The following is a 25,650-nucleotide window of genomic DNA, read 5'->3' on the forward strand; positions in this document are numbered from 1 at the left end:
CTTCGAGGTGGTGGAACACATGGGACGAGGTTGGAAGGGCCGCGGCGGCTGGCAGCAGGCCGAGGTGCCGTCGGCCGAAGACGCGGCCGCCTGGCTCGGCGGCCGCCTCCCGGACGGCTGGTTCACGGGCGACCCGGAGGTCACGGTCGACCGCGAGGAGATCATCATCGTGGGCGAGCTGCCCGCGCTGACCGGCGAATACGCCGACGACGCGGCCCGCGCGGCCGCCGAGGACGGCCGCATCAGCCGGTTCCGCGAAGACACGCGCGACGAGCGCATCGAGATCGCCCGGCAGGCCGAGCACCGCTACCAGCGCAAGGTCGCGTGGGGCGCCAAGCTCGGCGGCACGAAGGTGCTGTTCACGACGTTGTCCGCGCCCGTGATGACACGGCTGCGCCAGCCCGAACGCCTGGTCCTCGACACCCTCGTCGCGGCCGGCGTCGCCCGCTCGCGCTCCGAGGCCCTGGTCTGGGCCGTCCGGCTCGTGGGCGAACACGCCGACACCTGGCTCGCCGAGCTCCGCGACGCGATGACCAAGGTCGACGACCTGCGCTCGAAAGGCCCGGACCTGAGCTGACAGCCGGGTACCGACGGGGACCCTCGTGCTTCGGCGCGAGGGTCCCTTTCGCGTATGGGGCGGCTGACGGGCGCGGGTAGTGGCGTGGCCGGACCGGCGCGAAAGTCCCCGCCGCGCCCGAGCCGGCCACTCTCGGGCGCCCTCCCGCGCTGGTGTTCGCGGAGGACCCGCCGGGCAAGGGTTTTCGTTGCGGCGCGGGAGTTCCCCGCACGCAGGGGCCGGTTGTCGATCGCTGCGTGCGCGCGGTTGTGGTGGGTTCCGTCGCCCGGCCACTCTCGTCTGGCGCGAAAGTCCCCGCCGCGTGAGCCGGCCACCCTCCGCCGCGCGGCCGTTCCGTCGCCCGAGAGCCCCGGTCAGACCCGGGAACGCCACCGTCCCCGCAGAGTCCGGCGGTCCGTCCGCGTCAGCAGGCCGTCGGAGTCGCGGCCCCAGTGCCCGCCGTGGGAGTCGGTGAACTGCAGGCCCGGGACGGCGGCGGTGGAGTACAGGTCGTCGGCCGGGAGCTGGGCGTGGCCGAAGGGCAGGCCGCGCACGGCGGTGGCGCCGGGCGGGACGATGGCGAGCCGCAGTTGGTGCGGGGTGTTTTCGTCGGGGCGGCGGACGGTGACGGTGCAGTCGAACGCGGGGGCGTCGCCGCCGTTGTGGACGCACACGACGTAGTCCTCGGCGCGGTCGTAGCGGCCGCCCTCGTCGAGCCAGGCGGACACGGAGTGGGCCTGTTCCTGCTGCCGGATCTCGGGCTGGTCCTTGCGGTTGAGCAGCATGATCCACACGTACGACGCGAACCCGAGCAGTGAGCCGGCACTGCCGATCGCCGAGACCCACGTGGCGGTGACTTGCGAACTCATCGCCGCGGGCTTTCCCCGCCGGGACAGCCACCAAACGATCGAGTCGTCTTCGTCACCTCGACCTGCGACGACGCGGCGGCGGGAGCAGGCTTACCAGTGAGTAGCCCAGTCTCACCGAGGAGGAGCCGTGGACATCCCTGCCGTTCCCGCGAAGGTGGATCCGGACGCGCTCACCGCCGTCCTCGACGGCCGCTGGGCCGAGCTGCGCGGCGGTGTGCGTGCGCAGATGTCGGCCGAGGAGTTCCGCGATCCCGTCGACCTGGACATCGAGGCGCACCGCGCGCAGGTGCTCGACCAGCTGCGCAAACTCGCCGCCACGGACCGGCCCGCGCTCGGGTTCGACCGCGCCTACGGCGGGCAGAGCGACATCGGTGGTTCCGTGGTGTCGTTCGAGATGCTCGGCCTCGGTGACCTTTCGCTGATGGTCAAGGCCGGCGTGCAGTGGGGGCTGTTCGGCGGCGCCGTCCAGCTCCTCGGAACCCAGCGCCACCACGAGAAGTACCTGCGGCGCATCATGGACCTCGACCTGCTCGGCTGCTTCGCGATGACCGAGCACGGCCATGGCTCCGACGTGCAGCACCTGCACACCACCGCGACGTACGACCCGGCGACGCAGGAGTTCGTGGTCCACAGCCCGGATCCGGGCGCCACCAAGGAATACATCGGCAACGCGGCCCGCGACGGCCACGCCGCGGTCGTCTTCGCGCAGCTCGTGACGGGCGGCGAATCCCGTGGCGTGCACGCGTTTTTCGTGCCCATCCGCGACGACTCCGGCGAGCCCATGCCCGGCGTCACGATCGAGGACTGTGGCCGCAAGGCGGGCCTCAACGGCGTCGACAACGGCCGCCTGGCCTTCGACCACGTCCGCATCCCGCGCGAAGCGCTGCTGAACCGCTTCGGCGACGTCGCCGAGGACGGCACCTACTCCAGCCCCATCGAAAGCGACGGCCGCCGCTTCTTCACGATGCTCGGCACGCTCATCCGCGGCCGCGTGAGCGTCGGCGGAAGTGCCGGCAGCGCCACGAAACGCGCGCTGACGCTGGCCATCCGCTACGGCGAGCAGCGCCGGCAGTTCAAGCGCCCCGACGGCGACGAGGTCGTGATCCTCGACTACCTCGGCCACCAGCGCAAGCTCCTGCCTGCGCTCGCGAAGACGTACGCGCTGCACTTCGCGCAGGAAGAGCTCGTCGCGAAGCTGAACGACATCGCGCCCGACGCGCCCGAAGAGGAACAACGCGAGCTGGAATCCCGCGCGGCCGGCCTGAAAGCCGCCAACACCTGGCACGCCACCGCCACGATCCAGGCCGCCCGCGAAGCCTGCGGCGGCGCCGGTTACCTGTCGGAAAACCTGCTGGCCGGCCTCAAAGCCGACACCGACGTCTTCACGACCTTCGAGGGCGACAACACGGTTCTGCTCCAGCTCGTGGCCAAAGGCCTTCTCACGCAATACAAAGAGCACTTCGAAGACCTCAGTCCACTTGCGACCGCGCGCTTCGTCGCCGAACAACTCGTGGGCGCGGTGTTGGAACGCACCTCCGCCCGCAAGTTCGTCGAACGCCTGACGGAATCCGACGACGCCGAGGTGCTCTTCGACCGCGAATGGCAACTGCGCCTCTTCGAGGACCGCGAGGAACACGTGCTCGACGGCGTCGCCAACCGCCTGCGCAAGGCCGCCGACGACCCGTTCGGCGTCTTCAACGCCGCGCAGGACCACGTGCTGCGCGCCGGCCGGGTGCACGTGGATCACCTTGTGCTGTCGGCGTTCGCCCGCGCGGTCGACGCGTGCGCCGATCCGGAGGCCGCGGCTTTGCTGTCGCGGGTGTGCGATCTGTACGCCCTGTCGGCCATCGAGGAGGACCGGGCGTGGTTCCTGGAGCACGGACGCCTGACTTCGTCGCGGTCGAAGGCGGTGACTGCCGCGGTGAACGAGTTGTGTGCCGAGCTGCGCCCGCACGCTCGGACTTTGGTGGACGCTTTTGCGATTCCAGCGCAGTTCCTGGCCGCGCCTATGCTGCGGGACTGAGCCGGTACTGGCCCGGGGCCACGCCGAAATGTCGTTTGAAGGCGTGGGAAAACGCGTACGGCGAGCCGTAGCCGACCTGCCGCGCGATGGCGGACAACGCGCGGTCGCCGTCGCGCAGGAGGCGCGCCGCGGTGGCCATGCGCCACCACGCGAGGTAGGCCATCGGTGCGCGGCCGGTGAGGGCGGTGAAGCGGCGGGCGAGCGTCGCACGGGACAGGCCGACCTCGGCGGCCAGGTCCTCGAGCCGCCACGCGCGCGCCGGGTCCGCGTGCAACGCCTGCAGGGCCGCGGCGATTTCGGGGTCCTGCAACGCTTTCGGCCAGCCGGCTTGCGGGTGGTCGGCGAACCACGCACGTACGAGGTAGACGAGCAGCAGGTCCAGCAGCCCGGCAACGGCGGCGTCGCGACCGGGCCGGCTGTCGTGCACCTCACCGCCGAGCAGCGTGATGGCCGTGCGCAGCTCGGTGTGCTCGCCGACGCGGGCCGGCAGGTGCACGACGTCGGGCAGACCGTCGACGAGGAAGTGCGCTCGCGAGTAGTCGAAGCGGTACTTGCCGCAGAGGAGATCCGTGCCGCCCGCCGGATCGTCGACGGCGGTTTCGAACGGGACCGCGCGCCGGCCGTCGGGCGTAGCCGACAGGACGTGGGTGGCGCCGCGGGGCAGGAGCACGGCGTCGCCGGGGCTGAGCTGCACGGGTTCGTCTTCGGTGAGCAGCCAGCCGGTGCCCCGCAGGACCACGTGGAACCCGGCGCCCGCGTACGGCGCGAACCGGTAGCACCACTCGCCGCCGACGCGCAGCCGGTTGGACGACGGCTCGCCGGTGCGCATCACGGCGATCGCGTCGCTGAGCACATCCATGCTGCCCAGTGTAAGGCGATGAGACTTTTGCGCATCGATTCGCAGATTTGAAGCATTGGAATGCTCATCGGTGCGGCTTAACGTCGAGAGCATGATTCAGCTCGGTGAAGTCGAAGTGACCAAGGTCGTCGAGTGGTCGGGCGACATCGCGCCCGTGTCCGCCGTTCTGCCGGACACCCCGGCCGAACTCTGGCGCGACAACGAGGAGTGGCTCGCGCCGCGGCACTGGCACCCGGAGGCCGACGCGTACCACGCCGCCGTGCAGACGTGGGTGCTGCGCAGCGAGGGCAAGGTGATCCTCGTGGACACCGGGGTCGGCAACGGGCGCACTCGGCCGCAAATCCCGCTGTTCGACCACCTCGACACGGACTTCCTGGCACGCCTGGCCGCCGCCGGCGTGCAACCGGGCGACGTCGACGTCGTGGTCAACACCCACATCCACTACGACCACGTCGGCTGGAACACCCGCGCCGACGGCGACGGCTGGGTCCCGACCTTCCCGAACGCCACGTACCTCATCCCGCGCGCCGACCAGGAGTGGTTCGATCCGCGCAACGTCCACCGCCGCTCCGTCGACCCGCTTCGCTTGCAGGGCAGCCTCCTGGTCTACGCCGACAGCATCACCCCGGTCCTCGACCGCGCCGTGCTGTGGGAGGACTCGTACCGCATCGACGGCAACCTGATCCTTGAGTCCGCGCCCGGCCACACGCCCGGATCTTCCTTGCTGCGCTTGACTTCCGGCTCGGATCGCGCGGTGTTCGTGGGGGATCTGCTGCACAGCCCAGTGCAGATCCTGGCGCCCGCGCACAGCAGCTGCTTCTGCGAAGACCCCGTTCAGGCCGCCACCACACGCACCCGGGTCCTGACCCGCGCCGCCGACCTGGGTGAACTGGTCGTCCCGGCCCACTTCGCCGACGCCTCGGCCGTCGAGCTCCGCCGCTCCGGCTCCGGCCTCTCCATCCACACCTGGCGCGACGCCACCTGATCGGCCCCTCGCGGCGACCCCGGGCCGCCCGCTACCCTTCGGCCAGGCGCCGGTTCTGCCGCTGCCTGGGGGGATTCCATCCCCATCACTGGAGGTCCTGGCCTTGACAGCCACCCGGGGGACCAGCCACGCCACCCTGCTCACCGCCGCCAAAGCCGGCTGGGCGACGACGTTCCGTTACGCACTACTGGTTTTGATCAGCCGGGGGACCGTGGGAGCGGCGGTGTTCTTGTTGCTGCGGTGAGCCGGGAATCGGCAGTTTCGCGTGCCGGCGGCGATAAGCTGTGGGAATGATCGACGCCGCCGATTCGAGCATTGCCGGGTACCTGGTTCAGTACGGCGAGGTCGAAACCGCGCACTGGGTCTTGACTTGCACGGGGGACGAGCTCCTCCGGATCGGTTCGGTGGGGCACTGGCTGGAATTGCGTGGTCCCAGCACTCCGTCGGGCGGCGGCATGATGCCGGCGAAAGCCCTGGCGCTGGCCTCGGTCTACGTGCGCGAGGGCAAGCCGCGAGACCTCGTTCGTGGCCGCCGGAAGCTGACGGGAAACGTGAGCGTGGTTCCCCCGGAGCATCGGGAACGACGGCCGTCCTTCGAGGCTGGGTGGTTGGCGCTCCCGCGGGATCACGGGGTCGGAGACGACGCTCGGGACTACTGGGAGGAGCCCTCCGCGCAACTCGTTCAGCCATCCGTGGCAGTCGCTGCCTTGCCGAGCTCCGAACCCGAGGGCCTCGTCGTGTCCGACGCGATCATGCGGTGGTCGAACGGCTTCACCAAGTACAACCTCACTGAAGACCTGATCCGCAACGACGTCGGTTACCTGCGAACCGCGGGTCAGTTCCTGATCATCGAACGAACCGCGGCACCCGACGCGCACTACATCCAGTCGATGCGGCGCCCGCAGGGTGACTATCAGATCGAGTACCGGGCTGGTGGCCCGCAGGAGCACTTCCAGGCATACGCCAGAAATCGCCCCCAGGTTGTCGCTGCCCTGTGGGGCTGGTGCACCCGTGACAAGGCATGGCGCGACCGACTCGAGTGGACGAACATCGGCAGCATGCTCCTCGATCCGGGCCGGAGAACCCGGATCGAGGAGTGAGAGGATCGACCCCTCGAAGCACCGCAGCTACGCGTACAACGCCAGCCAAATCGCGATGTAGTGCGACACCGCCGCCAGCACCGTGCACGCGTGGAAGTACTCGTGGTACCCGAACGTCTCCGGCCAGTGGTTCGGCCACTTCACCGCGTAGAACACCGCGCCCAGGGTGTAGAACAGGCCGCCCACGCAGATGAGGACCAGGGCGGCGACGCCGGCGTGCTGGGCGAGTTCCGGCATGACGAAGACGGCGACCCAGCCCAGGGCGATGTAGATCGGCACGCCGAGCCAGCGGGGGGCGTGCGGCCACAGCATCTTCATCGCGACGCCCAGGATGGCGCCGCCCCAGACGATGGCCAGGATGATGTAGCCCGTGGGCTTCGACATGGCCAGCAGGGTGAACGGGGTGTAGGTGCCGGCGATGAACAGGAAGATCATGGAGTGGTCGGCGCGCTTCATCCACTTGTACGCGCGCGGGCTCCACAGGCGGCGGTGGTAGAGAGCGCTCACGCCGAAGACGCCGAGGACGGTCAGGCCGTAGACGGACGTCGCCAGCGCGGCCAGGGGTGAGACGGTCGACGCGGCGAGGCTGACCAGGACGGCGGTGCCCGCGACCGCGCCGAAGAAGGACCAGAAGTGGATGTGGCCGCGCAGGCGCGGGCGGGTGTCCACTGGCGCAGGGCCGGACGGTGGGGGTTCGGTCGTCACGCTCACCGACCCCACGCTACGGGAGCGTAGGTTTTTCGCCACCCCCCGTGGCGCGTCACACGTGTGACGCGGGGGTGCGTACGCTCAGCCGACGTGAGCCTCCGGTCCTTCCTGTCCGACGTCGTCTACAGCGTCTACGGCCGCCGCCTGATCCAGCAGGCGCGGGGCCGCCATCCTCGGCACATCGCGATCATGCTCGACGGAAACCGCAGGTGGGCGCGCGAAGCCGGGTTCACCGACGTGGCCGACGGGCACCGCGCGGGTGCCAAGAAGATCGCCGACTTCCTCAGCTGGTGCCGCGAGGCCGACGTCGAGGTCGTCACCATGTGGCTGCTCTCGACCGACAACCTCAACCGCGACCCCGACGAGCTCGAGCCGCTGCTGAAGATCATCACCGACGTCACCGACGAGCTCGCGGGTCCCGCCGTGCCGTGGCGGCTGCGGATCATGGGGGCGCTGGACCTGCTGCCGCTGGACGTCGCGAAGAAGCTCACCGCCGCCGCGGCCCGCACCGAGGACCGCACCGGCATGGAGGTCAACATCGCGGTCGGTTACGGCGGGCGACAGGAAATCGCCGACGCTGTGCGCAAGCTGCTGCTGCAGCACGCCGACGAGGGCACGTCGATCCGCGAGCTGGCGAAAATCCTCGACGTGGACCACATCTCGGAACACCTGTACACGTCCGGCCAACCGGATCCCGACCTTATTATCCGAACGTCAGGAGAGCAGCGGCTTTCCGGATTCCTGCTCTGGCAGTCGGCGCATTCGGAATTCTGGTTCACGGAGGCCTACTGGCCCGCATTCCGGCGCGTCGACTTCCTTCGCGCGCTTCGTGACTACGCCTGGCGGCACCGCCGCTTCGGAACCTGAGGCGCTCGGTCGGAGAAATCCCGGGCACAGCAGAAGAGCCCCCGGAGTCGGAACTCCGGGGGCTCTTCCGTAGCCGAGGTCGGCTATCAGCCGTGGTGCTCCAGCGAGTGGAGGACCAGCGCCGGGGTGGTGGCGATGCCCGTGTAGGCACCGGCGACCAGCGAGGCGGCACCGAAGCCCAGGGCCCCGCCACCCTCGATGAAGGTCGCGTAGGCGTCGCCGAACGTCGGGTCCGGGGTGTAGCCGTGGTCTGCCGGCGAGGCGAACGCCGTGCCGCCGATCATCATCAGGCCCGCAGCGGCACCGGCGACGATTCCAGCCTTCTTCAGCACTTCGCACACTCCTAGGTAGAGATATCTGGGATCCGGGGCACCGAAGTTTCCGGTGGTGTGTCCCGCAGTGAGAAAATTACCCTCGCCGGGCCCGAAATGAATGCCGCGTACGCCCATTGTGTGAGGCCGAAATCGCGTGGTTCACCCGGTCCGGTCCTGTCTTCAGGACGCGAACTGCATTCTCGTCCGGCCCGTGGTACAAGCCTTTGCGCTGATCTCGTGAACGCGTTCGGTGATCTTTTTTCCATGATCATGCCACCGCGTGATCGCTCGATCGCTGACTCGGTGACGCAGCGTGACAGTGACGGGGTGTCGATGTCGGACGACCTACGGTGAGGTGACGAATGAGCGAATCACCTGTGTGGCTGCCTGCACGAACCGCGATCCGTCGGTACCTTCCGGAAGTGAGGGCACGCGTTCCGTGCGGGTCCTCGCGGGAGGCCCTGGTCGTGGCGTTGATCGAGGGGGCGGCACAGCCGCCCACACGATGCACGAGGGGGCCGGCACCCGGCCCTCGTGGCCGTGCCCGCTGACGTAGCCAACGTCAGGGAGCACGGACCCAGCCAGGGAGGTGCCCGGCCCAGCGAGTGCGGGCGTGGGGTGCAACACGCCCTCGAGGGAGATGCCGTCGTGACTGCGCAGCGTTCACCCCGCAAGGCCTCTGGCCGTTCTTCGACCGGTGCCTCTGGCCCGGAGAAAGCCTCGATCTCGCCCGAATCCGGGCAGTCCACGTACGTGCTCGACACGTCTGTGCTGCTCTCCGACCCGTGGGCGGTGACGCGGTTCGCCGAACACGCGGTCGTGCTGCCCCTGGTCGTCATCAGTGAACTGGAGGCGAAGCGCCACCACCCCGAGCTCGGCTGGTTCGCCCGCGAGTCGCTCAGGTTGCTCGACGACCTGCGGCTCAAGCACGGCCGGCTCGACGCGCCGATCCCGATCGGCGACGAGGGCGGCACCCTGCAGGTGGAGCTCAACCACACCGACCCGTCGGTGCTGCCCGTGGGCTTCCGGACCGACTCCAACGACCACCGCATCCTCGCGTGCGCGCTCAACCTCGCGGTGGAACGGCCGTCGGTCACGCTGGTGACGAAGGACATCCCGCTGCGGGTCAAGGCGGGGGCCGTGGGTCTGGCCGCCGACGAGTACCGGGCGGGCGAGGTCACGCCGTCGGGCTGGACGGGCATGGCCGACGTGGACGCTCCTCAGGAGCTGATCGACAGCCTCTTCTCGGGCGGCACCGTCGACCCGGTCGAGTACGGCCTGCCCGACGTGGGTGAGCTGCCGTGCCACACCGGTCTGCGGCTGCTCGCGGGCAGCTCCAGCGCCCTGGGCCGCGTCACGGCGGACAAGCGCGTGCGGCTGGTGCGCGGCGACCGCGAGGCGTTCGGCCTGCACGGCCGCTCCGCCGAACAGCGCGTGGCCCTCGACCTGCTGCTCGACTCGGACGTCGGCATCGTGTCGCTGGGCGGCCGCGCCGGCACCGGCAAGTCGGCGCTCGCCCTGTGCGCCGGTCTCGAGTCGGTGATGGAACGCCGCCAGCACCGCAAGGTCGTGGTGTTCCGCCCGGTTTACGCCGTCGGCGGCCAGGACCTCGGCTACCTGCCCGGGTCCGAGAGCGAGAAGATGCAGCCGTGGGCGCAGGCGGTGTTCGACACTCTCGGCGCGCTGGTCAGCCAGGACGTGCTCGACGAGGTCTTCGACCGCGGCATGCTCGAGGTGCTCCCGCTGACCCACATCCGCGGCCGCTCGCTGCACGACTCCTTCGTGATCGTCGACGAGGCCCAGTCGCTGGAACGCAACGTGCTGCTCACGGTGCTCTCCCGCCTCGGCACCGCGTCGCGCGTGGTCCTCACGCACGACGTCGCCCAGCGCGACAACCTCCGCGTCGGCCGCCACGACGGCGTCTCGGCGGTGATCGAGAAGCTGAAGGGGCACCCGCTGTTCGCGCACGTCACGCTGACGCGCTCGGAACGGTCGCCGATCGCGGCGCTGGTGACGGAAATGCTGGAGGACCACGGCTGATCCGCTCGTGAGCCTGCCCGTCCCGAAACTGGGGCGGGCAGGCTCACGGTAGTTTCAGGTTCCCGGCCAAACGTCGGCCGGAGAACGGACATACAAACTTCGTGAGCCAGATCGAACTCTGCGCAGACCGCCCGGCTTGGCTCAAGATGGTGTGGCGCGGCTGGGCTCGGCCGGGAGCGACCAGCTCCGTCGAGGATGAGGCGGTCGCTGTGCGTGCCTACCGCCATTGGCGGCACGCCGAGGAGTTGCTGGACGTAGCGACGTCGGAGTTCCATCGAATTGACATTGTCACCACTCTCAAGCGGGCAATCGACCATCGGGTGCGATCTCTGCGCGAGATGTACCAGCTCAACCGGCTGAGACAGGTCGTGGGAGAGAGGAAGATCGGGGATCTGGAAACATTGCAGCGGCTGAACGTCTCTCGGCAGTTCATGCTGGGCAAGCTGATGCTGATCCGCAACGCCGTGGAGCATCAGGATGCGGTTCCACCGGCGGTCGCTGAGTGTCGCGAGCTCGTCGAATTGGTGTGGTATTTCCTGAAGTCGACTGACGCCTTGTTGTGCGTTCCACTGACTGAGGTGAATCTTGATTCCTCCACCACGGTGGAAGATGGCAGCTCCTCCCACTCGGAGGGCGGCGTGACTCTGTCGTTTGACTTCGAGACGTGGCTACCGAAGATCGCGGGGAATATGCCCGAGCGGCACTTCTCCCCGGTAGCTAAGCCAGGCTGGGCTGAAGTTCGCCTCGATGCCCTCGACGTACATGACAAGTGGGTGAGTTTCGCGGGTACAGTCCATGGCCCGCGCGAGGTGCTTTGGTCGATGTGGCGGGACTACTTCGCATGGGCTGCCGGCGGGCCGAGGGCAGTGCTTTACGAAGAGCATTGACTGGCTTGTCGCCACCCAGGTTCGGGTGGCGACAAACGCGTCCTCACCAGCCAGAAGGCAGCGGCCGTCCCTCCGCGAACCCGGCGGCCGACTGCACGCCCAGCAGCGCGCGCTCGTGGAATTCCTCCATCGTGCGCGCGCCGGCGTAGGTGCAGGACGAGCGCACGCCCGAGCAGATGGAGTCGAGCAGGTCCTCCACGCCGGGGCGGTTGGGGTCCAGGGCCATGCGCGACGTCGAGATGCCCTCTTCGAACAACGCCTTGCGGGCGCGCTCGAACACGTTGTCCGTGCGGGTGCGGGCGCCGACGGCGCGTTTGGACGCCATGCCGAACGACTCCTTGTACGGCCGGCCCTGCTCGTCGTAACGCAGGTCGCCCGGGGATTCGTGGGTGCCGGCGAACCAGGAGCCGACCATGGCGGCCGAGGCGCCCGCGGCGAGCGCCAGTGCGACGTCGCGCGGGTGGCGGACGCCGCCGTCGGCCCAGACGTGCTTGCCCAGCTCGCGGGCAGCGGCGGCGCACTCGGCGACGGCGGAGAACTGCGGCCGGCCGACGCCGGTCATCATGCGCGTGGTGCACATGGCGCCCGGGCCGACTCCGACCTTCACGACGTCAGCGCCCGCGTGGATGAGGTCGCGGGTGCCCTCGGCGGTGACGACGTTGCCGGCGACCACCGGGACCGCGGGCGAGATCGCGCGGACGGCCTTCAGCGCGGCGATCATCTTCTCCTGGTGCCCGTGGGCCGTGTCGACGACCAGCGTGTCGACGCCCGCGGCCAGCACGGCCTCGGCCTTCGCGGCCACGTCGCCGTTCACGCCGATCGCGGCGGCCACACGCAGGTTGCCGCCGGCGTCGGTGGCCGGGGTGTAGACGCCCGCGCGCAGCGCGCCGACGCTGGTCAGCACGCCGGCGAGGCGGCCGTCGGCGTCGAGGCCGAGCGCGAGGCGCCCGCCGTGGGTGTGGAGCAGGTCGAAGACCTCGCGCGGCGGCGTGTCCAGCGGCACGGCGACGGTCGCGGGCTGCGCGATCTCGGCCAGGCGCGCGAAGCGGTCGACGCCCGCGCACGCGGCTTCGTCGACAACGCCGACGGGGCGGCCTTCGCCGTCCACGATCACGACGGCGCCGTGGGCGCGCTTGTGGACCAGGTTGAGGGCGTCGGCGACGGCGTCACCGCCCGTGAGCACGAGCGGGGTGTCCCAGACGGTGTGGCGGCTCTTCACCCACGTCACGATCTCGGCCACCGCGGCGGTGTCCACGTCCTGCGGCAGCACCACCAAGCCGCCGCGGCGGGCCACCGTCTCGGCCATCCGCCGCCCGGCGACGGCCGTCATGTTGGCCACCACCACGGGGATCGTCGCACCGGTGCCGTCCACAGTGGACAGGTCGACGTCGAAGCGGGACTCCACGTCCGAGCGGTTCGGCAGCAGGAACACGTCGTCGTAGGTCAGGTCGTGAGGGGGCACGTGCCCGTCGAGAAAGCGCACGAGTCCCCAGACTACGTGCCGGAAGCTCCGGACGCGAACCCGGCGTGACCCGTGGAACAATGCCGTTATGAACGGCCGTGATCGCGACGAAACGGGCCGAGCGCGCAACGCCCGCCCGCGCGACGGGCTCGGCCGGCCCCTGCCGTACGGCGCCGATGGCGTCGCCCGCCAGCCGGAAGGCGTGGTCCGCACCCCGGCGGGGACGCTCGCCGAAGCCCAGCAGCTGCTCGACGAGGGCCGCCCGTTCCACGCCCACGAGGTCTTCGAAGACGCGTGGAAGGCCACGGACGGCCCCGAGCGCGAGCTGTGGCGCGGCCTGGCGCAGCTGGCCGTCGGCATGACCCACGCCCTTCGCGGCAACGGCACGGGCGCCGTCGCGTTGCTGGAGCGCGCCGCGGTGAACCTCGAGCCGTTCGCGGCCGCGCCGCCGCACGGGATCGACGTCCCCGGCTTGCAGAAGTGGGCGCGCGACCTGGCAGGAGAAGCGAAGACGCGCGTGCGCGCCGAACCGGCGGCGCCGCGGCTGAGTTCTGCCGGCACCACGCCCTGAGGTCACCAGGGCACGGGCCCGTCCTCGTTGAGGAACATCCCGGTCGGTGCCGCGGCGCCCTGCGCGACCAGGTCGAGGACCACGCGCGCGCCCTGTTCGGCGGTGCGGGGGCCGGTGTGGCCGTTGAGGTCGGAGGCGATGAAGCCGGGGGTGACGGCGTTGACGTGGAAGTGCGCATACGCGGGGTCGGCGCGGAACGTGGTCGCGTAGCGGATGGTGAGCATGACGAGCGCGGTTTTCGACGACGAGTAGGCGATGGTGTCCGTCGCGGCCGCGAACTGCGAGCCCTCCGCGGTGGTGAGGGCGAGCGACGCTGAGGTGCTGGCGACGTTGACCACGTGCGGCGCTTCGGCGGCGCGCAGGAGGTTCAGCATCCGGTGCGTGACGGCGGCGACGCTGAAGAGATTCGTTTCGTAGGCGCGGCGGAGGTGTTCCGCGGTCAGCTCGGCGGGTTCGACGGAGAAGCGCGCGCCGGCGTTGTTGACGAGGACGTCGAGCCTGCCGTGGCGGGTTTCGAGGTGGTGGGCGACGTCGTCGATGTCCGCCGCGGACGTCACGTCGAGCCGGACCGGCGTCACGGCCAGGCCTTCGGCACGGAGCTCGGCGGCGGTTTTCTCGCCGAGGGCGAGGTCGCGGCTGCCGAGCAGGACGGTGGCGCCCCGGCGGGCCAGACCGCGGGCGATTTCGCGGCCGAGACCCTTGTTGGCGCCGCTCACGAGGGCTGTGATCATGGCCGCCAGCGTCGTCGCGGGGCTCGGCGGTCACCAGGCCGCGACAGGGCCACCCGCGGTTAACCTGGGGACGTGAACGCCATCGGCGACTTCCTGCGTGCCCGGCGGGCGCTGGTGAGCCCCGCCGACGTCGGCCTGCCCGACGCCGGCCCGCGCCGCGTGCCGGGGCTGCGGCGAGAGGAGCTGGCCGCCGTCGCGGGCGTGAGCGTGGACTACTACGTGCGCCTCGAGCAGGGCCGCGACCGGCACCCGTCGCCGCAGGTGCTCGACGCGCTGGCTCGCGCCCTCCGCCTGGGCGACGACGGCGCCGCCCACCTGCACCGACTCGCGTCACCGCCCCGCGTCACCGGCGGCGAGCTGCCGGCTGGGGTGCGTGAACTGGTCGAGCACAACGCCGCCCCGGCGCTCGTGTGGGGACGGCGGATGGACGTGCTCGCCGCCAGCCCGCTCGCCGTGGCGCTGGCGCCGATGTACCGGCCGGGCACGAATCTCGCCCGCGCGTTTTTCCTCGACCCCTCGGTGCGTTCGCTGCACCCGCATTGGGCGGCGATGGCCCGCAACGTGACCGCGATGCTCCGCGCCCGGACCGCGCTGCGCGATCCGGCGCTGGACGCCCTCGTCGCCGAGTTGCTGGCGGCGAGCCCGGACTTCGCCCGGCTGTGGCCCCGCCACGACGTCCGCACGAACGCCGCTCCGCGCAAGGTTTTCCGCCACCCGGTGGCGGGTGAGCTGTCGCTGGGGCGGCAGGTGCTGACGGTGCCGGGCGGGGAGTGGGACGTGCTGATCTACCACGCCGAACCGGGCAGCCCTGCTGCCGACGCGTTGGGCCGGCTGGCTTAGCTCTCCGGCCAGTCCTTCGACGCCGCCTTTTCCTCGCCGATCGTCGTGCCCTCGCCGTGGCCGGTGCGGACGGACGTGGGGTCCGGGAGGGGGAAAAGGCGTTCACGGATGGACTTGACGATGGTGGGGTAGTCCGAATAGGACCGTCCGGTGGCGCCGGGGCCGCCGTGGAACAGGGTGTCGCCCGTGAAGAGGACGGACAGGTCGGGCGCGTGGAGGCAGACGGCGCCCGGGGCGTGGCCCGGCGTGTGGATCACCTTGAGGTCGGTGCCGGCGACGGTGATGGTCTGGCCGTCGGTGAGGTCGCCGTCCGGGGCGCGGTCCGGGTGCGTGAGGTCCCAGACGACGCGGTCGGCCGGGTGCAGCAGGATCGGCGCGCCGGTGCGTTCCGCGAGGGCGGGGGCGGCGTTGACGTGGTCGTTGTGGGCGTGGGTGCAGACGATGGCGCGCAGCGCGCGGTCCCCGACCACGTCGGCGATGGCGTCGGCGTCGTGCGCCGCGTCGATCACGATCACCTCCGTGTCGTCGCCGACGATCCACACGTTGTTGTCCACTTCCCAGCTGCCGCCGTCGAGCTCGAACACGCCCGACGTGACCAGGTTCTGCACTATCGCCGTCATGGTCTGCAGACCCTAGTGCCCCGGCGCCCGTCCGGCAGCCATACCGCCGGTACCTACTTTCCGGTAGACTTACTGCCGGTAAGTTAGCCGTGAAGACGGGAGTGCCCATGACCGCCGCTCGGGAACTGCTGGCCGAACCCCTCAAACTGCGCTGCGGCGCCGTCCTGCCCCACCGCCTGGGGAAGTCGGCGCTGAGCGAGCAGCTCGGCGACCGCCGCAACGCCCCGACGCGCGAGCTCGCCGAGCTGTACCGCACGTGGGCGCACGGCGGGGCGGGCCTGCTCGTGACCGGCAACGTGATGGTCGACCCCACGGCGCTCGGCGAACCCCGCAACGTCGCGCTGCCCGCCGTCCCCGATCCCGCCGCCTACGAGCCGTGGGCGCGCAGCGTGGCCGGCACCGACGCGCAGCTGTGGGCGCAGCTCAACCATCCGGGCCGCCAAAGCCCGCGATTCCTTTCCCGCCAACCGGTTGCGCCGTCCGCGGTGCCGTTCGGCAACCGCGGCGTCCGGACCGCGTTCGCCGCGCCGCGCGCCCTGACCGGCGACGAGATCGAGACGATCGTGGACCGCTTCGCGCTGGCCGCGCGGACGTTCGTCGACGCCGGGTTCGCCGGCGTGCAGCTGCACGGCGCCCACGGGTACCTGATCTCGCAGTTCCTCTCCCCGCTCACGAACCTCCGTGACGACGAGTGGGGCCGCGACCGCAGCCGCTTCCTGCTGGAACTTGTGCGCCGCGTGCGCGCGGCGGTCGGCGACAGCGTGCCCGTGTCGGTGAAGCTCAACAGCGCCGACTTCCAGCGCGGCGGCTTCGACGAGGACGAGTCGCTGCGCGTGGTCCGCGCACTGAGCGACGCCGGTATCGACCTGCTCGAGATTTCGGGCGGTACCTACGAAAAGGCGGTGATGATGGGCTCCGGACGCGAGAGCACCGCGCGCCGCGAGGCGTATTTCCTCGACTACGCGGCGAAAGCGCGGCAGGTGAGCGACGTCGCGCTGATGGTCACCGGCGGCTTCACCACCGCCGCCGGGATGGCGGACGCGTTGCGGTCCGGGGCGTTGGACGTGATCGGGCTGGGCCGGCCGCTGACCGTCGACCCGGAGCTGCCGGGGCGGTTGCTCGCGGGCGAGGACGTGCGCGCGGAACGGCTGTGCCCGCACACCGGGATCCGCCTGGCCGACAGCCTGCTCGAAGTCCAGTGGCACACGCAGCAGCTGCACCGCTTGGCGGCGGGCAAACCGGCCGACCGCGGCCGCGGCGCGTGGCGCGCGCTGGCGCACACGGGGATCAACGATCCGCTGAACGCGTTTCGGCGGGTGCGTGCGTGAGCCAGCCGTCGAGGACCTTCGCGACGCTCGCCAGCGCGACGAACAGCACGGCGATGAGCACGCAGTTCACGGCCACGCGGCCGTAACCGAGCTCGGCGGCGTTGACGAACGGGTACGGGTAGAACCCGCCCTGCGCGCCGCGGACCAGCGTGAACGCCAGCCACGCAAGCGGCCAGCAGACCGACCACGCCACCGTGCGCCACTGCAGGATCCGCGGCGACGCGACGAGGAACCCGAGCACCGCGATGATCGGCGACACGGTGTGCAGCATGACGTCGGCGAACAGGGCCGCGCCGCTGAGGTCGAACAGCCCGGACAGCGCGACGTGGTAGACCACGCCGGTCACCGCGATGCCGATCAGCGCGTCGAGCCACAGCACGCGCAGCAGCCCGTGGGCCCGCGCGCCGGCCACGAACGCGACGGAAGCCAGCAGCACCAGCACGTTCGACTCAATGGTGAAGTACGCGAACATGTTGGCGACGCGCGCGCCCGCTGAGGGATAGCGGCCCGGCGTTCCCGCGCTCACGAAGCCCTGCGTGACGAGCCCGATCAGGACCACGAGGGCCGTCACCCCGAACCAGGTCCGGGTCAGTCGCGTCGGTGGCATGCGGTGAGATTACGGTTCACCACCGCGTTTCCTCAGCTGAAACGGCCGGTGCCACCCCGTCGGGGGTGCTCAGGCAGGCGGTTCGCGCAGGCGTTCGGTGACCGTGCGGAGGGTGTGCAGCTCCGCGGCGGAAAGCCGGGAGGTCACGAGCCGGCGGACGCCGTCGAAGTGGGTGTCCATCGCCTTCGTGAGGAGCCCCTCGCCGGCCTCGGTCAGCTGCGCGTCGACGGCCTGGTGACCGGGCTGCGACACGCGGGCCACGAGCCCGCGGCTGTGGAGCCGGGTGATCAGCTTGGTCACGCCGCCCCGGCTGACCAGCAGTTTCTCCGCGAGGTCCTTCATGCGGCACCGGCCACCGGGCTGGAGCCACAGCTGGTAGAGCGTGTCGAACTCGGCGATCGACAGGTCGTGGTCCGCGCGCAGTTCGGCGTCGAGTACGCCGAGCACGCGCGCTTCGAGTTCGAGCAGCCCGCGCCAGGCGAGCAGCTCGTCCTCCGTCAGGTGGGGCACCGGGCGTTCCCCGTGCGACGCGGTCACACCCCCACCGTAACCGAGCGTGCTCGTTGGGCCGTTGGGGGCCGTCGTGGAAATCTTGTTGACGTGGAAATAAAATTACGCGTACCGTCATTATCACATCGCCGGGAAAAGTGAGAGGAATCGTCATGGGTATTCGGACGACCGGGTGTCATCACATGGCTTTCGTCACCAACGACATGGAAGAAACCGTGAAGTTCTACAACGGGATTCTCGGATTCCCCATCGTGGTGACGCTGCAGCTGCCCGACCCGGACCCGTTTCCCGGTGCGGTGCCCGGGAACCTCGCCGGCAGCAGGCACTACTTCTTCCGCATCAGCGAGCAGGACACGATCGCGTTCTTCGAGTTCAAGGACGTCGAGATCGCGGCGGACAACTCGTTGCTCGGGGCGGGTAACCACCTCGCGATCACGGTGCCTTCCGAGGGCGAACTGCAGCACGCGAAATCGGTGCTGGAGGAGAACGGGATCAAGGTCAACAGCGAGCTCGACCACGGGTTCTGCCACTCGATCTACTTCGAGGACCCGGTGAACAAGATCGCGCTGGAGTTCGCCACGTGGCAGCACCCGTGCGACGTCGCGCAGCCGTTCCTGCAGGACCCCGAGCCGGTGCCGGCGGCGCTGGCCGCGATCGGCTCGGACGTCTACGGGCAGCACCTGCTGCAGTACACCCCGGACGGCCACGGTGGCGCGGACCGCTGAACCCGTCCGCCGATCCCGCGACGCGGCAGTTGAGCAGAACCTGGTGTGGGGCAAGGGATCCCTGCGAGAACTTCCCGCGGTCGCCGACGCCCTGGGTTGCCGCCGCGTGATGGCGGTGGCAGCCCGGTCGGCGGATCCGGCCGTCGTCCTGCTGCCGGGGCTGCTCGGCGGGCGCTACGTCGGCCGGTGGTCGGACGTGCCCGCGCACGTACCGGCCCACCAGGCCAACCTCGCCGTCGGCTCGGCGCAGGAAACCCACGCCGACGCGGTCCTGGCCATCGGCGGCGGCTCGGCGATCGGGCTGGGCAAGATCGTTTCGCTCGCGCTGCGGCTGCCGCTGATCGCGGTCCCGACCACCTTCTCCGGCGCGGAGCGCACGTCGCGCTACTTCGTCACCACCGATCGCGGCAAGGAAACCGGGACGTCCGACCGGGTTCTGCCCCGCGCGGTGGTCTACGACCCCGAGCTCGTCGCCAGGCTGCCCCGCGAAGTCGTGGCGGGCAGTGGCATCGCCGCCGTCGCGCACTGCCTGGAGGTGCTGTGCCACCCGGCGAGCGAGGAAGCACTCGCGTCGGCCCGGGAAGGCCTGCTTCTGCTGTGGGACAGCCTGCCTTCGCTCACGGGCGGCGCCGGTGATCTCCCGACGCGCCAAGACGCCTTGGCCGGCGCCTGCTTGGCCGGGCACGCACTGCACGAGCTGCGCCGGCCCGGCGTGGTGCACCACCTTTGTGACCTGGTGTCCACGCGGCACGGGCTCGGGCGAGGCCTGCTGTACGCGCATTTTCTGCCGCTCGCACTGGACGCGTACGGCGACGCAGCCGTCGGGGCGCGTGCTGCTCTGGCGGAGTTGCGGCCCGGTGTGCCGGCTGAGCGGGCGGTGGCCGAGTTCGCGGTGCGGCTGGGACTGACTGCGGAGGTCGAGCCCGGGTTGGTTGCGGCGTCGGTTGGCCTTGGCGCAGCTGAGCTGCGGCCGTTGCTTGCCGAGTTGGCTCTGGCAGCAGGGGACCGGGCGGAGGCGGAGGTGTTCGAGCGGCTCGTCGGGAGCTGTTGACCTGCCTCGGCGAACGCTCAGGTCGCGTCGCTCAGTGAGTAGTTCGGCGGCGGTCGTTGTTTGGTGCGGCGGGCGCCGCCGAGGGCGAGGCACGGGCGCAGGGTTGGTCAAGCGGCTCGCCACTTGCCTCGGCGACAACCGCAGCGAAGGGCGCGACCCGCAGGCCGCGCCCTTCGCCGGAGTGGTTCAGGGCCGCGTCAGCGGAGCGCCTTCACCAAGGCGGGGACGAACACCGACGCGTCGACCGTGCCCCAGCCGCTGGCGATGTCGAAGCCCGGGGCGGCGGTGAAGCCCTCGACGCCGTCCTGGCTGTTGTCGCCGGTGGTGACGTCGACGATGCCGGCCTTGGCGCCCTTCGGGCCGAGCTTTTCGTACAGGGCGGGGTTGATCTGGCCGAGCTTGCCGTGGTTGGCCTGCACCGCCAGGGCGAGCACACCGGCGAACAGAGGCGCCGACTGCGACGTGCCGGAAACGCCTTCCATGCTGATGTCCGGGAACGAGCGCATCTTGCTGCCGGTGATCTTCTTGACGCCGTCCTGCCACGCCGGGCGCGCGTAGGCCTTCGACAGGCCCGCGCCTTCGCCGAAGCCGTTGTCGGCGACGTTCACCAGGTCGTCCGGCTTCGTGCGGGCGCCGGTGGAGTCGAGGTGCAGCTGCGTGCCGCCGAGGGTGGTCACGTGCGGGTCGCTGGCCGGCCAGCTCGCGACGCGGTACGGGTAGTTGCCCGGGCCCTGCAGGAAACCGCCGGTCGGGCCGTCGTCACCCGAGGACGCGACCATCGTGATGCCCGCCTTGCTCGCGCGCTCCAGCGCCGGGTCGAGCGTCTTGATGGACTGGAACGACGGGAAGTTCTCCTCGGTGGTGCCGAAGCTCATCGAGATCACGTCGGTGAGCTTGTGCTTCGTGAGGTAGTCGACGGCGTTCATCATCTCGGGCAGACCGGTGAAGCCCTGCGTCTCGGCGACCGGTGTCGCGGCGACGATGATCTTCGCGTTGGGCGCCATCGCGTGCATCATCGTGACGTCGAGGTCGGTCTCGCCGCCCCAGGACTCGCAGGTCGCCGTGTCGACGCCCGGGTCGGTGCACGCCGGCACCGAGCCCGACGGCTGGAGCACCTCGACGTTGGCCGGCGGCAGGCCGTGGCGCTGGGAGTACTCGTCGAGCACCTGCTTCACCTGGTCGTCGCCGAACGACACCAGCGTGGTGACGGTGGCGCCCGCCCCCGTGATGCCCTGGTTCCACAGCTTCGTGGCGTTGTACGCGACGCTTTCCCTGGGCAGCGCGGACATCGCGGCGTCGAGCTTCGCGACGCGCTCGGACACCGTGCGCGCGCCGATGAACGACTTCGCCGCCGCCGAGAAGTGGTGCAGCGGCGGAGCCGGCGCGTTCGTGGCCGCGCCGGCCGGAGCCGCCACGGCCGTGACGGCCAGCGCGACACCCGCGAGCAGGGTCATCGGCCGGGCGGCGGCCCGAACCCGAAAAGTCATGTCGTCTCCCCAGTGGTGAGCGATGCGGTACAGCCCACTCTCATGCATCGCCGGAGGGCACAACATCGACTTTCGTCTGGCCTTTCGGCCACGACCGGGCGAATTGACCGGTGATGTCCGGATGTCATTCGGCCCGATCGCCCCGCAGGAGACCGCGCACGGTGTCGATCGTGTCGGCGTCGGCCGCTTCCTTGTCCGGCCGGTACCGCACGACCCGCGCGAACCGCAGCGCCAGCCCGCCGGGGTAGCGCGTGCTGATCTGCGCGCCGTCGAGCTCGATCTCCACGACGACCTCGGGCCGCACGTACACGGTGTAGCTGTCGCGGTGGGTCTCGATCTCCTGGAACCGCTTCGTCTGCCACGCCAGCAGCTCGTCGGTCATGCCCTTGAACGTCTTGCCCACCATGATCGGCGGCCCGCCGTCCGGGTCGCGCGCGCCCAGGTGCAGGTTGGACAGCGTGCCCGTGCGCCGCCCGTGGCCCCACTCCACCGCGAGCACGACCAGGTCGATGGTGTGCACCGGCTTCACCTTCAGCCAGGCGCGGCCTCGGCGCCCCGCCGCGTACGGCGAAGCCAGGTCCTTCACCATCACGCCCTCGTGGCCGCCCGCCATCGCCGCGTCGAGCACCGCCGCCGCGTCGGCCGGCTCCACCTCGCCGGGGATCACGTGCTCGCCCGCGACCTTCCGCAGCGCCGCGTTGCGTTCCGACAGCGGCGCGTCGAGCAGGTCCACGCCGTCGAGGTGCAGGCAGTCGAAGAAGTACGGCCGCAGCAGCAGCGCCCGCACCTGTTCCTCCCGCGTGCTGCCGAAGCGGCTCATCGTCTCCTGGAACGGCCGCGGCCGTCCGTCGTCGGTGAGCGCGAGCGTCTCGCCGTCGAGCACCACCGACTCGCACGGCAGCGCCCGCACGAGGTCCACCAGCTCGGAGACGCTGGCCGTGATCTCCCGCAACGTGCGCGTGTAGACGTGGACTTCCGTGCCCTGCCGGTGCACCTGGATGCGCGCACCGTCCATTTTGTACTCGACGATCGCGTGCTCGTGTTCCGCCACCGCCTCGTCGAGCGATTCCGCGGGCGACGCGAGCATCGGCTTGATCGGGCGCCCGAGCGTGAGCCGGAACTCGGCCAGCCGCGCCGCGCCGCCCGTCATCGCCGCGTAGCCCGTGACGGAAAGCTTGCCGGACAACATGAACGCCCGCCGCACGTCCGCGGCGTCCACCTCGGCCGCCGCCGCGACGGCGTCGACCATCACGCCCTCCAGCGCACCCTGCCGCAGCTCCCCGGTGACCAGCCGGAAGAGGAACTCCTGCTCGCCGCGAGTGAGCCGCGTGAACAACGCGGTGAGCACCTCCGCGCGCCGCTTCACCGACCCCGCCCCCGAAGCCGCCGCGACCTCCGTGAGCGCCTCGTCGACCTCCCGCACCTCGACGGTCGGCGTTTCGGCGGGCTCGACGGCCAGCTCCGCGAGCGTGCGCCACCCCGCGCCCAGCCGGTCCTGCGCCGTCTGACCCGTGAGGTACGCGATCACGGCCGGCAGCTCGGCCGTCTCGGCGGCGCGCAGCACCGCGGCGAGGGTGGCGATCTTCGCCTTCCTCGACCGGGTGGCCGCCAGCTCGGCGGACGCGGTGACGATCTCGGTGAGCAGCACCCGACCATCATGACCCGCGGCACCGACAGTTTCCCGGCGAACGGCATCTGACCTGGAAAAACACCCTCAAGCGGGGTACGGCTCGGCCTCCCGCGCCCGCCGCAGCGCCCCCGCCCACCAGGCCAGTTGGTCGAGCAGCGTCTTCGCGTACGCAGGCGCTTGCGGGTCGAGCGGCAGGCCGACCTCCCAGGCGGTGAAGTAGTTCGGGAACGCGAGCCCGTCGCGGATGGTCACCGCGTGCAGTTCGGTCAGCACGTTCTCCAGGTGCAGCACCGCGTGCCGCCCACCGGCGGCGCCGCCGTAGCTGACGAACGCGACGGGCTTGGCCGTCCACTGCGTGAAGTGCCAATCGATGGCCGCTTTCAGCGACGCGGGATAGCTGTGGTTGTACTCCGGGGTGACGATGACGAAGGCGTCCGCGCTCTCCAACGCCGACGTCAGCACCGCCATCCCGGCGGGGCGCGGGTAGCCATCGCCCGCGTATTTGGGGGATTCCGCGGGCAGCGACAGCGGGATCTCGACGTCCGCCAGGTCGACGACCTCGACCTCGAACCCGCCGTGCTCCCGGGCCCGCTCGGCCACCCACGAGGCAACGGCCGGACCGAACCGGCCGTCGCGGACGCTGCCGACGATGATCACGAGTTTGTTTGCCATGGTCACCACCGTGCGCTCCGGCCGAAGCGGTAACCAGACCGCGCTCAGGCTGGCCCCGCCACGGCCACGCTGAGCCCGCCCGAACCGGCTTATGCTCGATGACATGGGGACGCCGCTGGGGGACTTCATCCGGGCCAAGCGCGACAGCACCCAGCCCGAGACGCTGGGGCTGCCTTCGCACGGCCGTCGCCGCTCGCCCGGCCTGCGGCGAGCGGACCTCGCCGCGCGGGCCGGCATCAGCGTCGAATACCTGACGCGGATCGAGCAGGGCCGCGACCGCAACCCGTCCGTGCCGGTGGTGAACGCCCTCGCCGACGCGCTCAGCCTGGGCCCCGCCGAACGCACCCACCTGCGCTACCTCTCGAAGATCACCGGCGGCGAGTGCACGGCCCGAATCCGGCCCGTGCAGCCACCGCGAGAGGTGCGTGCTTCGGTGCTGCAGACGTTGCGCCTGCTCGAACCCGGCATCGCCGTGGTCACCAACCGGGTGGGCGACCTTCTCGCCCACACCAGTGGCTTCGCGGCGGTGACGAGCGCAACCGGCCTGCTCGACGCCGAGGCGCCGAACCTCACCCGCTACGTCTTCACCGACCCCCGCGCCCGAGCGTTCTTCGCCGACTGGGCCGCGGTCGCCGACGAGCAGGCGTTCGACCTGTGGCTGGGGCCCGCGGTCGAGAACTCGGAGTGGCTCACGGCGGAACTCGCGCCCGTCGCCGGCGCGGAGTTCACCAGCCGCCTCAACTCGACCGTCGTGCCACCACGCGGGGTTCTGCGGTTGAACCACCCGGGCGGACGTTCCTTACGGCTGAACCGGGAAACGCTGGAGCTCGCGCAGGACTCGCAGCAGCTGGTCGTCTTCCTGCCGGCGGACGAAGAAACGGCTCGGGTCGTCGCGGAACTGCACCAGCAGGCGGCCGGACGGCTTCGGGTCGTCTCCGCCACGCGGGCTCGTTCTGTTGTGTGACCGGACAGGTCACGCGGCGTCGGTTTGCCGGTGCGCGTTGCCGGACGCCGCCATGGCGTGTTCGCGGTGCGAGCGCCGCACGTGTTCTTCCGGCGTGACGACCTCGGCGGGCGGCACCCACTCGAAGAACTTCGACGTGTCCTTCAGCAGCACGAACGTCAGCGTGCCGAAGCAGAACGGCAGGGTGAGCGCGGGCAGGCCCCACGGCACGAAGATCGACCCGATGGCCCCGAACAACAGGGCCGTGAAGATCGCGCACAGGACACCGAGAATGGCCGAGCGCCACGTCAGCACGTAGAACACACCGGCGATCGCCAGCGCGGCGTCGAACGAGTTGAAGCCCCACAGCCCGTTGTAGATCAGCACGCCGTCGGCGCCGAGAGCCATGCCGGTCAGCATGCCGACGGCCGAGCCGACCAGCGCGAAGAGGGCGGCGATCCGCGAGCAGAACGCGATCCCGACGATGATCAGCACACCGGCGAGGAGGCTGTTGCAGAAGAACAGCTGCCCGATGCCGCGGAAGATCGCGTTGATCACGGCCACCACGTCGGTGTTGCCGACCGCGTCGGCGCTCGCCCGCAATGACGTCCGCACCCCGGGCCCGTTCACCTGCGGTGCCGCCGGGGCGATCGCGTCGCTGAGCCGCCCGCGCGTGATGTGGAGCGCGGTGATCAAGAACAGGAGCGTGGTGATGTTGAAGGCCAGCGTGAACGGAGGCACACCCCACGCACCGCCGAACGCGGCCGCGAGCGCGGCCATCAGGATCGACGACACCGCGCTGAGCAGGATCATCCACAGGATCACGATCCCGTCCCACTCGGGCGCGAGGAACAGCGCGAGCCCGAGGCCGGTGAGCACACCGTTGAACCCGTAGAGACCCGCGTGGATCGCGTCACGGTCGAACCCCAGCGCCAGCGCGGCCAGCGTCGAAGCCACCACCCCGACCGTGGCCCCGAACCCCAGCCACGGTTGCTGCAGCCAGGCGGCCAGCAGGATGAACGCGCCCGTGATCGGGCTGTTCATGAACACCACCTGCCCGATTCCGCGCAGGCAGTACTCGACGAAGCCGACCACGGGCACCTTCAGCGCCCGTTCGTCGACCTCGGGCATGGTGCCGTTGATCCATCGCCACGGTCCGTGATGGCCGCGTTCCGGTGGTGCTGTGGTCATGACCGCCTCCTCCGGCGGATGGGGTGTGTTCTCGACGTGCCGGACCGGGCGGGAGGCCAGCCGCCTCCCGCCCG

27 protein-coding genes are annotated in these 25,650 nt (G+C 70.6%); 14 read left to right on the plus strand and 13 right to left on the minus strand.

What is annotated here, in order from left to right; translation table 11 throughout:
* The first annotated feature begins 19 nt into the window (after window positions 1-19).
* The gene (locus tag ACFY1H_RS36510; RefSeq protein WP_386954159.1) at window positions 20-577 is read left to right on the plus strand and encodes a hypothetical protein; all 558 of its coding nucleotides are present in this window, start codon (window positions 20-22) and stop codon (window positions 575-577) included.
* A 353-nt stretch (window positions 578-930) separates the two neighbouring features.
* Here ACFY1H_RS36510 and ACFY1H_RS36515 read toward each other — a convergent pair whose 3' ends face one another.
* On the minus strand, window positions 931-1,425 hold the full coding sequence (locus ACFY1H_RS36515; protein WP_386954162.1) for a hypothetical protein: 495 nt from the start codon (window positions 1,423-1,425) through the stop codon (window positions 931-933).
* 127 nt (window positions 1,426-1,552) lie between these two features.
* Between ACFY1H_RS36515 and ACFY1H_RS36520 the strand changes: the two genes are divergently transcribed.
* Window positions 1,553-3,448 (plus strand): acyl-CoA dehydrogenase, encoded by a 1,896-nt coding sequence (locus ACFY1H_RS36520; protein WP_386954165.1) that lies wholly within the window; start codon window positions 1,553-1,555, stop codon window positions 3,446-3,448.
* On the opposite strand, the gene ACFY1H_RS36525 is transcribed toward ACFY1H_RS36520, so the two are convergent.
* A complete protein-coding gene (locus ACFY1H_RS36525) occupies window positions 3,432-4,307 on the minus strand; it encodes an AraC family transcriptional regulator (protein WP_386954168.1) in 876 nt (291 codons plus the stop codon). The two genes, ACFY1H_RS36520 and ACFY1H_RS36525, sit on opposite strands and share 17 nt — an antisense overlap.
* Before the next feature lie 91 nt (window positions 4,308-4,398).
* On the opposite strand from ACFY1H_RS36525, the gene ACFY1H_RS36530 reads away from it, so the two are divergent.
* The 3 genes from ACFY1H_RS36530 to ACFY1H_RS36540 all read left to right on the plus strand — a co-directional run bounded on the left by ACFY1H_RS36530 (window position 4,399) and on the right by ACFY1H_RS36540 (window position 6,392).
* On the plus strand, window positions 4,399-5,292 hold the full coding sequence (locus ACFY1H_RS36530) for an MBL fold metallo-hydrolase (RefSeq protein ID WP_386954171.1): 894 nt from the start codon (window positions 4,399-4,401) through the stop codon (window positions 5,290-5,292).
* 103 nt (window positions 5,293-5,395) lie between these two features.
* The gene (locus ACFY1H_RS36535) at window positions 5,396-5,536 is read left to right on the plus strand and encodes a hypothetical protein (protein WP_386954173.1); all 141 of its coding nucleotides are present in this window, start codon (window positions 5,396-5,398) and stop codon (window positions 5,534-5,536) included.
* A 46-nt stretch (window positions 5,537-5,582) separates the two neighbouring features.
* Complete coding sequence (locus tag ACFY1H_RS36540; RefSeq protein WP_386954176.1) at window positions 5,583-6,392, plus strand: hypothetical protein; 810 nt, start codon at window positions 5,583-5,585, stop codon at window positions 6,390-6,392.
* Window positions 6,393-6,419: 27 nt separating this feature from the next.
* Here the strand turns inward: ACFY1H_RS36540 and ACFY1H_RS36545 are convergent, their stop codons facing one another.
* Window positions 6,420-7,061, minus strand: coding sequence for a hemolysin III family protein (locus tag ACFY1H_RS36545; RefSeq protein WP_386954295.1), 642 nt, complete (start codon window positions 7,059-7,061; stop codon window positions 6,420-6,422).
* A 129-nt stretch (window positions 7,062-7,190) separates the two neighbouring features.
* Between ACFY1H_RS36545 and ACFY1H_RS36550 the strand changes: the two genes are divergently transcribed.
* The gene (locus ACFY1H_RS36550; RefSeq protein ID WP_285972559.1) at window positions 7,191-7,967 is read left to right on the plus strand and encodes an isoprenyl transferase; all 777 of its coding nucleotides are present in this window, start codon (window positions 7,191-7,193) and stop codon (window positions 7,965-7,967) included.
* Window positions 7,968-8,053: 86 nt separating this feature from the next.
* Here ACFY1H_RS36550 and ACFY1H_RS36555 read toward each other — a convergent pair whose 3' ends face one another.
* On the minus strand, window positions 8,054-8,299 hold the full coding sequence (locus tag ACFY1H_RS36555) for a hypothetical protein (RefSeq protein ID WP_364050513.1): 246 nt from the start codon (window positions 8,297-8,299) through the stop codon (window positions 8,054-8,056).
* Window positions 8,300-9,034: 735 nt separating this feature from the next.
* Between ACFY1H_RS36555 and ACFY1H_RS36560 the strand changes: the two genes are divergently transcribed.
* Complete coding sequence (locus ACFY1H_RS36560) at window positions 9,035-10,321, plus strand: PhoH family protein (RefSeq protein WP_366579873.1); 1,287 nt, start codon at window positions 9,035-9,037, stop codon at window positions 10,319-10,321.
* Window positions 10,322-10,422: 101 nt separating this feature from the next.
* Entirely contained in the window at window positions 10,423-11,208 is a 786-nt protein-coding gene (locus ACFY1H_RS36565) for a hypothetical protein (protein ID WP_366579872.1), read from the plus strand.
* 43 nt (window positions 11,209-11,251) lie between these two features.
* On the opposite strand, the gene ACFY1H_RS36570 is transcribed toward ACFY1H_RS36565, so the two are convergent.
* The gene (locus ACFY1H_RS36570; RefSeq protein ID WP_366579871.1) at window positions 11,252-12,691 is read right to left on the minus strand and encodes a GuaB1 family IMP dehydrogenase-related protein; all 1,440 of its coding nucleotides are present in this window, start codon (window positions 12,689-12,691) and stop codon (window positions 11,252-11,254) included.
* A 67-nt stretch (window positions 12,692-12,758) separates the two neighbouring features.
* Here ACFY1H_RS36570 and ACFY1H_RS36575 point away from each other — a divergent pair, with 67 nt between their 5' ends.
* Complete coding sequence (locus ACFY1H_RS36575) at window positions 12,759-13,241, plus strand: DUF309 domain-containing protein (RefSeq protein ID WP_366579869.1); 483 nt, start codon at window positions 12,759-12,761, stop codon at window positions 13,239-13,241.
* A 2-nt stretch (window positions 13,242-13,243) separates the two neighbouring features.
* Here ACFY1H_RS36575 and ACFY1H_RS36580 read toward each other — a convergent pair whose 3' ends face one another.
* Window positions 13,244-13,972 carry an SDR family NAD(P)-dependent oxidoreductase gene (locus tag ACFY1H_RS36580; protein ID WP_366579867.1) on the minus strand — a complete coding sequence of 243 codons (729 nt, stop codon included), beginning with the start codon at window positions 13,970-13,972 and terminating at the stop codon, window positions 13,244-13,246.
* A gap of 72 nt (window positions 13,973-14,044) precedes the next feature.
* Between ACFY1H_RS36580 and ACFY1H_RS36585 the strand changes: the two genes are divergently transcribed.
* Complete coding sequence (locus ACFY1H_RS36585) at window positions 14,045-14,812, plus strand: helix-turn-helix domain-containing protein (RefSeq protein WP_386954183.1); 768 nt, start codon at window positions 14,045-14,047, stop codon at window positions 14,810-14,812.
* On the opposite strand, the gene ACFY1H_RS36590 is transcribed toward ACFY1H_RS36585, so the two are convergent.
* A complete protein-coding gene (locus ACFY1H_RS36590; protein WP_366579864.1) occupies window positions 14,809-15,432 on the minus strand; it encodes an MBL fold metallo-hydrolase in 624 nt (207 codons plus the stop codon). The genes ACFY1H_RS36585 and ACFY1H_RS36590 overlap by 4 nt on opposite strands.
* A 107-nt stretch (window positions 15,433-15,539) precedes the next feature.
* On the opposite strand from ACFY1H_RS36590, the gene ACFY1H_RS36595 reads away from it, so the two are divergent.
* Window positions 15,540-16,760 carry an NADH:flavin oxidoreductase/NADH oxidase family protein gene (locus ACFY1H_RS36595; RefSeq protein ID WP_366579862.1) on the plus strand — a complete coding sequence of 407 codons (1,221 nt, stop codon included), beginning with the start codon at window positions 15,540-15,542 and terminating at the stop codon, window positions 16,758-16,760.
* Here ACFY1H_RS36595 and ACFY1H_RS36600 read toward each other — a convergent pair.
* Together ACFY1H_RS36600 and ACFY1H_RS36605 are read right to left on the minus strand one after the other, a co-directional pair.
* Window positions 16,720-17,367, minus strand: a complete 648-nt coding sequence (locus ACFY1H_RS36600; RefSeq protein ID WP_366579860.1) for a Pr6Pr family membrane protein — start codon at window positions 17,365-17,367, stop codon at window positions 16,720-16,722. The genes ACFY1H_RS36595 and ACFY1H_RS36600 overlap by 41 nt on opposite strands.
* A gap of 69 nt (window positions 17,368-17,436) precedes the next feature.
* Complete coding sequence (locus ACFY1H_RS36605) at window positions 17,437-17,904, minus strand: MarR family transcriptional regulator (RefSeq protein ID WP_366579858.1); 468 nt, start codon at window positions 17,902-17,904, stop codon at window positions 17,437-17,439.
* A gap of 155 nt (window positions 17,905-18,059) precedes the next feature.
* Between ACFY1H_RS36605 and ACFY1H_RS36610 the strand changes: the two genes are divergently transcribed.
* Both ACFY1H_RS36610 and ACFY1H_RS36615 read left to right on the plus strand, forming a co-directional pair.
* Window positions 18,060-18,602 (plus strand): VOC family protein, encoded by a 543-nt coding sequence (locus ACFY1H_RS36610; protein WP_366579856.1) that lies wholly within the window; start codon window positions 18,060-18,062, stop codon window positions 18,600-18,602.
* A gap of 43 nt (window positions 18,603-18,645) precedes the next feature.
* Window positions 18,646-19,653, plus strand: a complete 1,008-nt coding sequence (locus ACFY1H_RS36615; protein WP_386954188.1) for an iron-containing alcohol dehydrogenase — start codon at window positions 18,646-18,648, stop codon at window positions 19,651-19,653.
* 197 nt (window positions 19,654-19,850) lie between these two features.
* Here the strand turns inward: ACFY1H_RS36615 and ACFY1H_RS36620 are convergent, their stop codons facing one another.
* From ACFY1H_RS36620 to ACFY1H_RS36630, 3 genes are all read right to left on the minus strand, one after another.
* Complete coding sequence (locus tag ACFY1H_RS36620; RefSeq protein WP_366579852.1) at window positions 19,851-21,140, minus strand: S53 family peptidase; 1,290 nt, start codon at window positions 21,138-21,140, stop codon at window positions 19,851-19,853.
* Window positions 21,141-21,264: 124 nt separating this feature from the next.
* Window positions 21,265-22,788, minus strand: a complete 1,524-nt coding sequence (locus tag ACFY1H_RS36625) for an ATP-dependent DNA ligase (RefSeq protein WP_366579850.1) — start codon at window positions 22,786-22,788, stop codon at window positions 21,265-21,267.
* 66 nt (window positions 22,789-22,854) lie between these two features.
* Complete coding sequence (locus ACFY1H_RS36630; protein WP_366579848.1) at window positions 22,855-23,442, minus strand: NAD(P)H-dependent oxidoreductase; 588 nt, start codon at window positions 23,440-23,442, stop codon at window positions 22,855-22,857.
* 103 nt (window positions 23,443-23,545) lie between these two features.
* Between ACFY1H_RS36630 and ACFY1H_RS36635 the strand changes: the two genes are divergently transcribed.
* On the plus strand, window positions 23,546-24,406 hold the full coding sequence (locus ACFY1H_RS36635) for a helix-turn-helix domain-containing protein (protein WP_386954193.1): 861 nt from the start codon (window positions 23,546-23,548) through the stop codon (window positions 24,404-24,406).
* A 9-nt stretch (window positions 24,407-24,415) separates the two neighbouring features.
* Here the strand turns inward: ACFY1H_RS36635 and ACFY1H_RS36640 are convergent, their stop codons facing one another.
* Entirely contained in the window at window positions 24,416-25,576 is a 1,161-nt protein-coding gene (locus ACFY1H_RS36640; protein ID WP_366579844.1) for an urea transporter, read from the minus strand.
* Window positions 25,577-25,650 lie beyond the last annotated feature (74 nt).

The sequence above is a fragment of the Amycolatopsis sp. NPDC001319 genome (assembly GCF_042896185.1).
Lineage (GTDB): Bacteria > Actinomycetota > Actinomycetes > Mycobacteriales > Pseudonocardiaceae > Amycolatopsis.

Coding starts and splice junctions, on each gene's coding strand:
- ACFY1H_RS36510 (WP_386954159.1), top strand. CDS start 20: ATGGGACGAGGTTGGAAGGGCCGCGGCGGCTGGCAGCAGGCCGAGGTG.
- ACFY1H_RS36515 (WP_386954162.1), bottom strand. CDS start 1,425: ATGAGTTCGCAAGTCACCGCCACGTGGGTCTCGGCGATCGGCAGTGCC.
- ACFY1H_RS36525 (WP_386954168.1), bottom strand. CDS start 4,307: ATGGATGTGCTCAGCGACGCGATCGCCGTGATGCGCACCGGCGAGCCG.
- ACFY1H_RS36530 (WP_386954171.1), top strand. CDS start 4,399: ATGATTCAGCTCGGTGAAGTCGAAGTGACCAAGGTCGTCGAGTGGTCG.
- ACFY1H_RS36540 (WP_386954176.1), top strand. CDS start 5,583: ATGATCGACGCCGCCGATTCGAGCATTGCCGGGTACCTGGTTCAGTAC.
- ACFY1H_RS36575 (WP_366579869.1), top strand. CDS start 12,759: ATGAACGGCCGTGATCGCGACGAAACGGGCCGAGCGCGCAACGCCCGC.
- ACFY1H_RS36580 (WP_366579867.1), bottom strand. CDS start 13,972: ATGATCACAGCCCTCGTGAGCGGCGCCAACAAGGGTCTCGGCCGCGAA.
- ACFY1H_RS36590 (WP_366579864.1), bottom strand. CDS start 15,432: ATGACGGCGATAGTGCAGAACCTGGTCACGTCGGGCGTGTTCGAGCTC.
- ACFY1H_RS36595 (WP_366579862.1), top strand. CDS start 15,540: ATGACCGCCGCTCGGGAACTGCTGGCCGAACCCCTCAAACTGCGCTGC.
- ACFY1H_RS36600 (WP_366579860.1), bottom strand. CDS start 17,367: ATGCCACCGACGCGACTGACCCGGACCTGGTTCGGGGTGACGGCCCTC.
- ACFY1H_RS36610 (WP_366579856.1), top strand. CDS start 18,060: ATGGCTTTCGTCACCAACGACATGGAAGAAACCGTGAAGTTCTACAAC.
- ACFY1H_RS36620 (WP_366579852.1), bottom strand. CDS start 21,140: ATGACTTTTCGGGTTCGGGCCGCCGCCCGGCCGATGACCCTGCTCGCG.
- ACFY1H_RS36630 (WP_366579848.1), bottom strand. CDS start 23,442: ATGGCAAACAAACTCGTGATCATCGTCGGCAGCGTCCGCGACGGCCGG.
- ACFY1H_RS36635 (WP_386954193.1), top strand. CDS start 23,546: ATGGGGACGCCGCTGGGGGACTTCATCCGGGCCAAGCGCGACAGCACC.
- ACFY1H_RS36640 (WP_366579844.1), bottom strand. CDS start 25,576: ATGACCACAGCACCACCGGAACGCGGCCATCACGGACCGTGGCGATGG.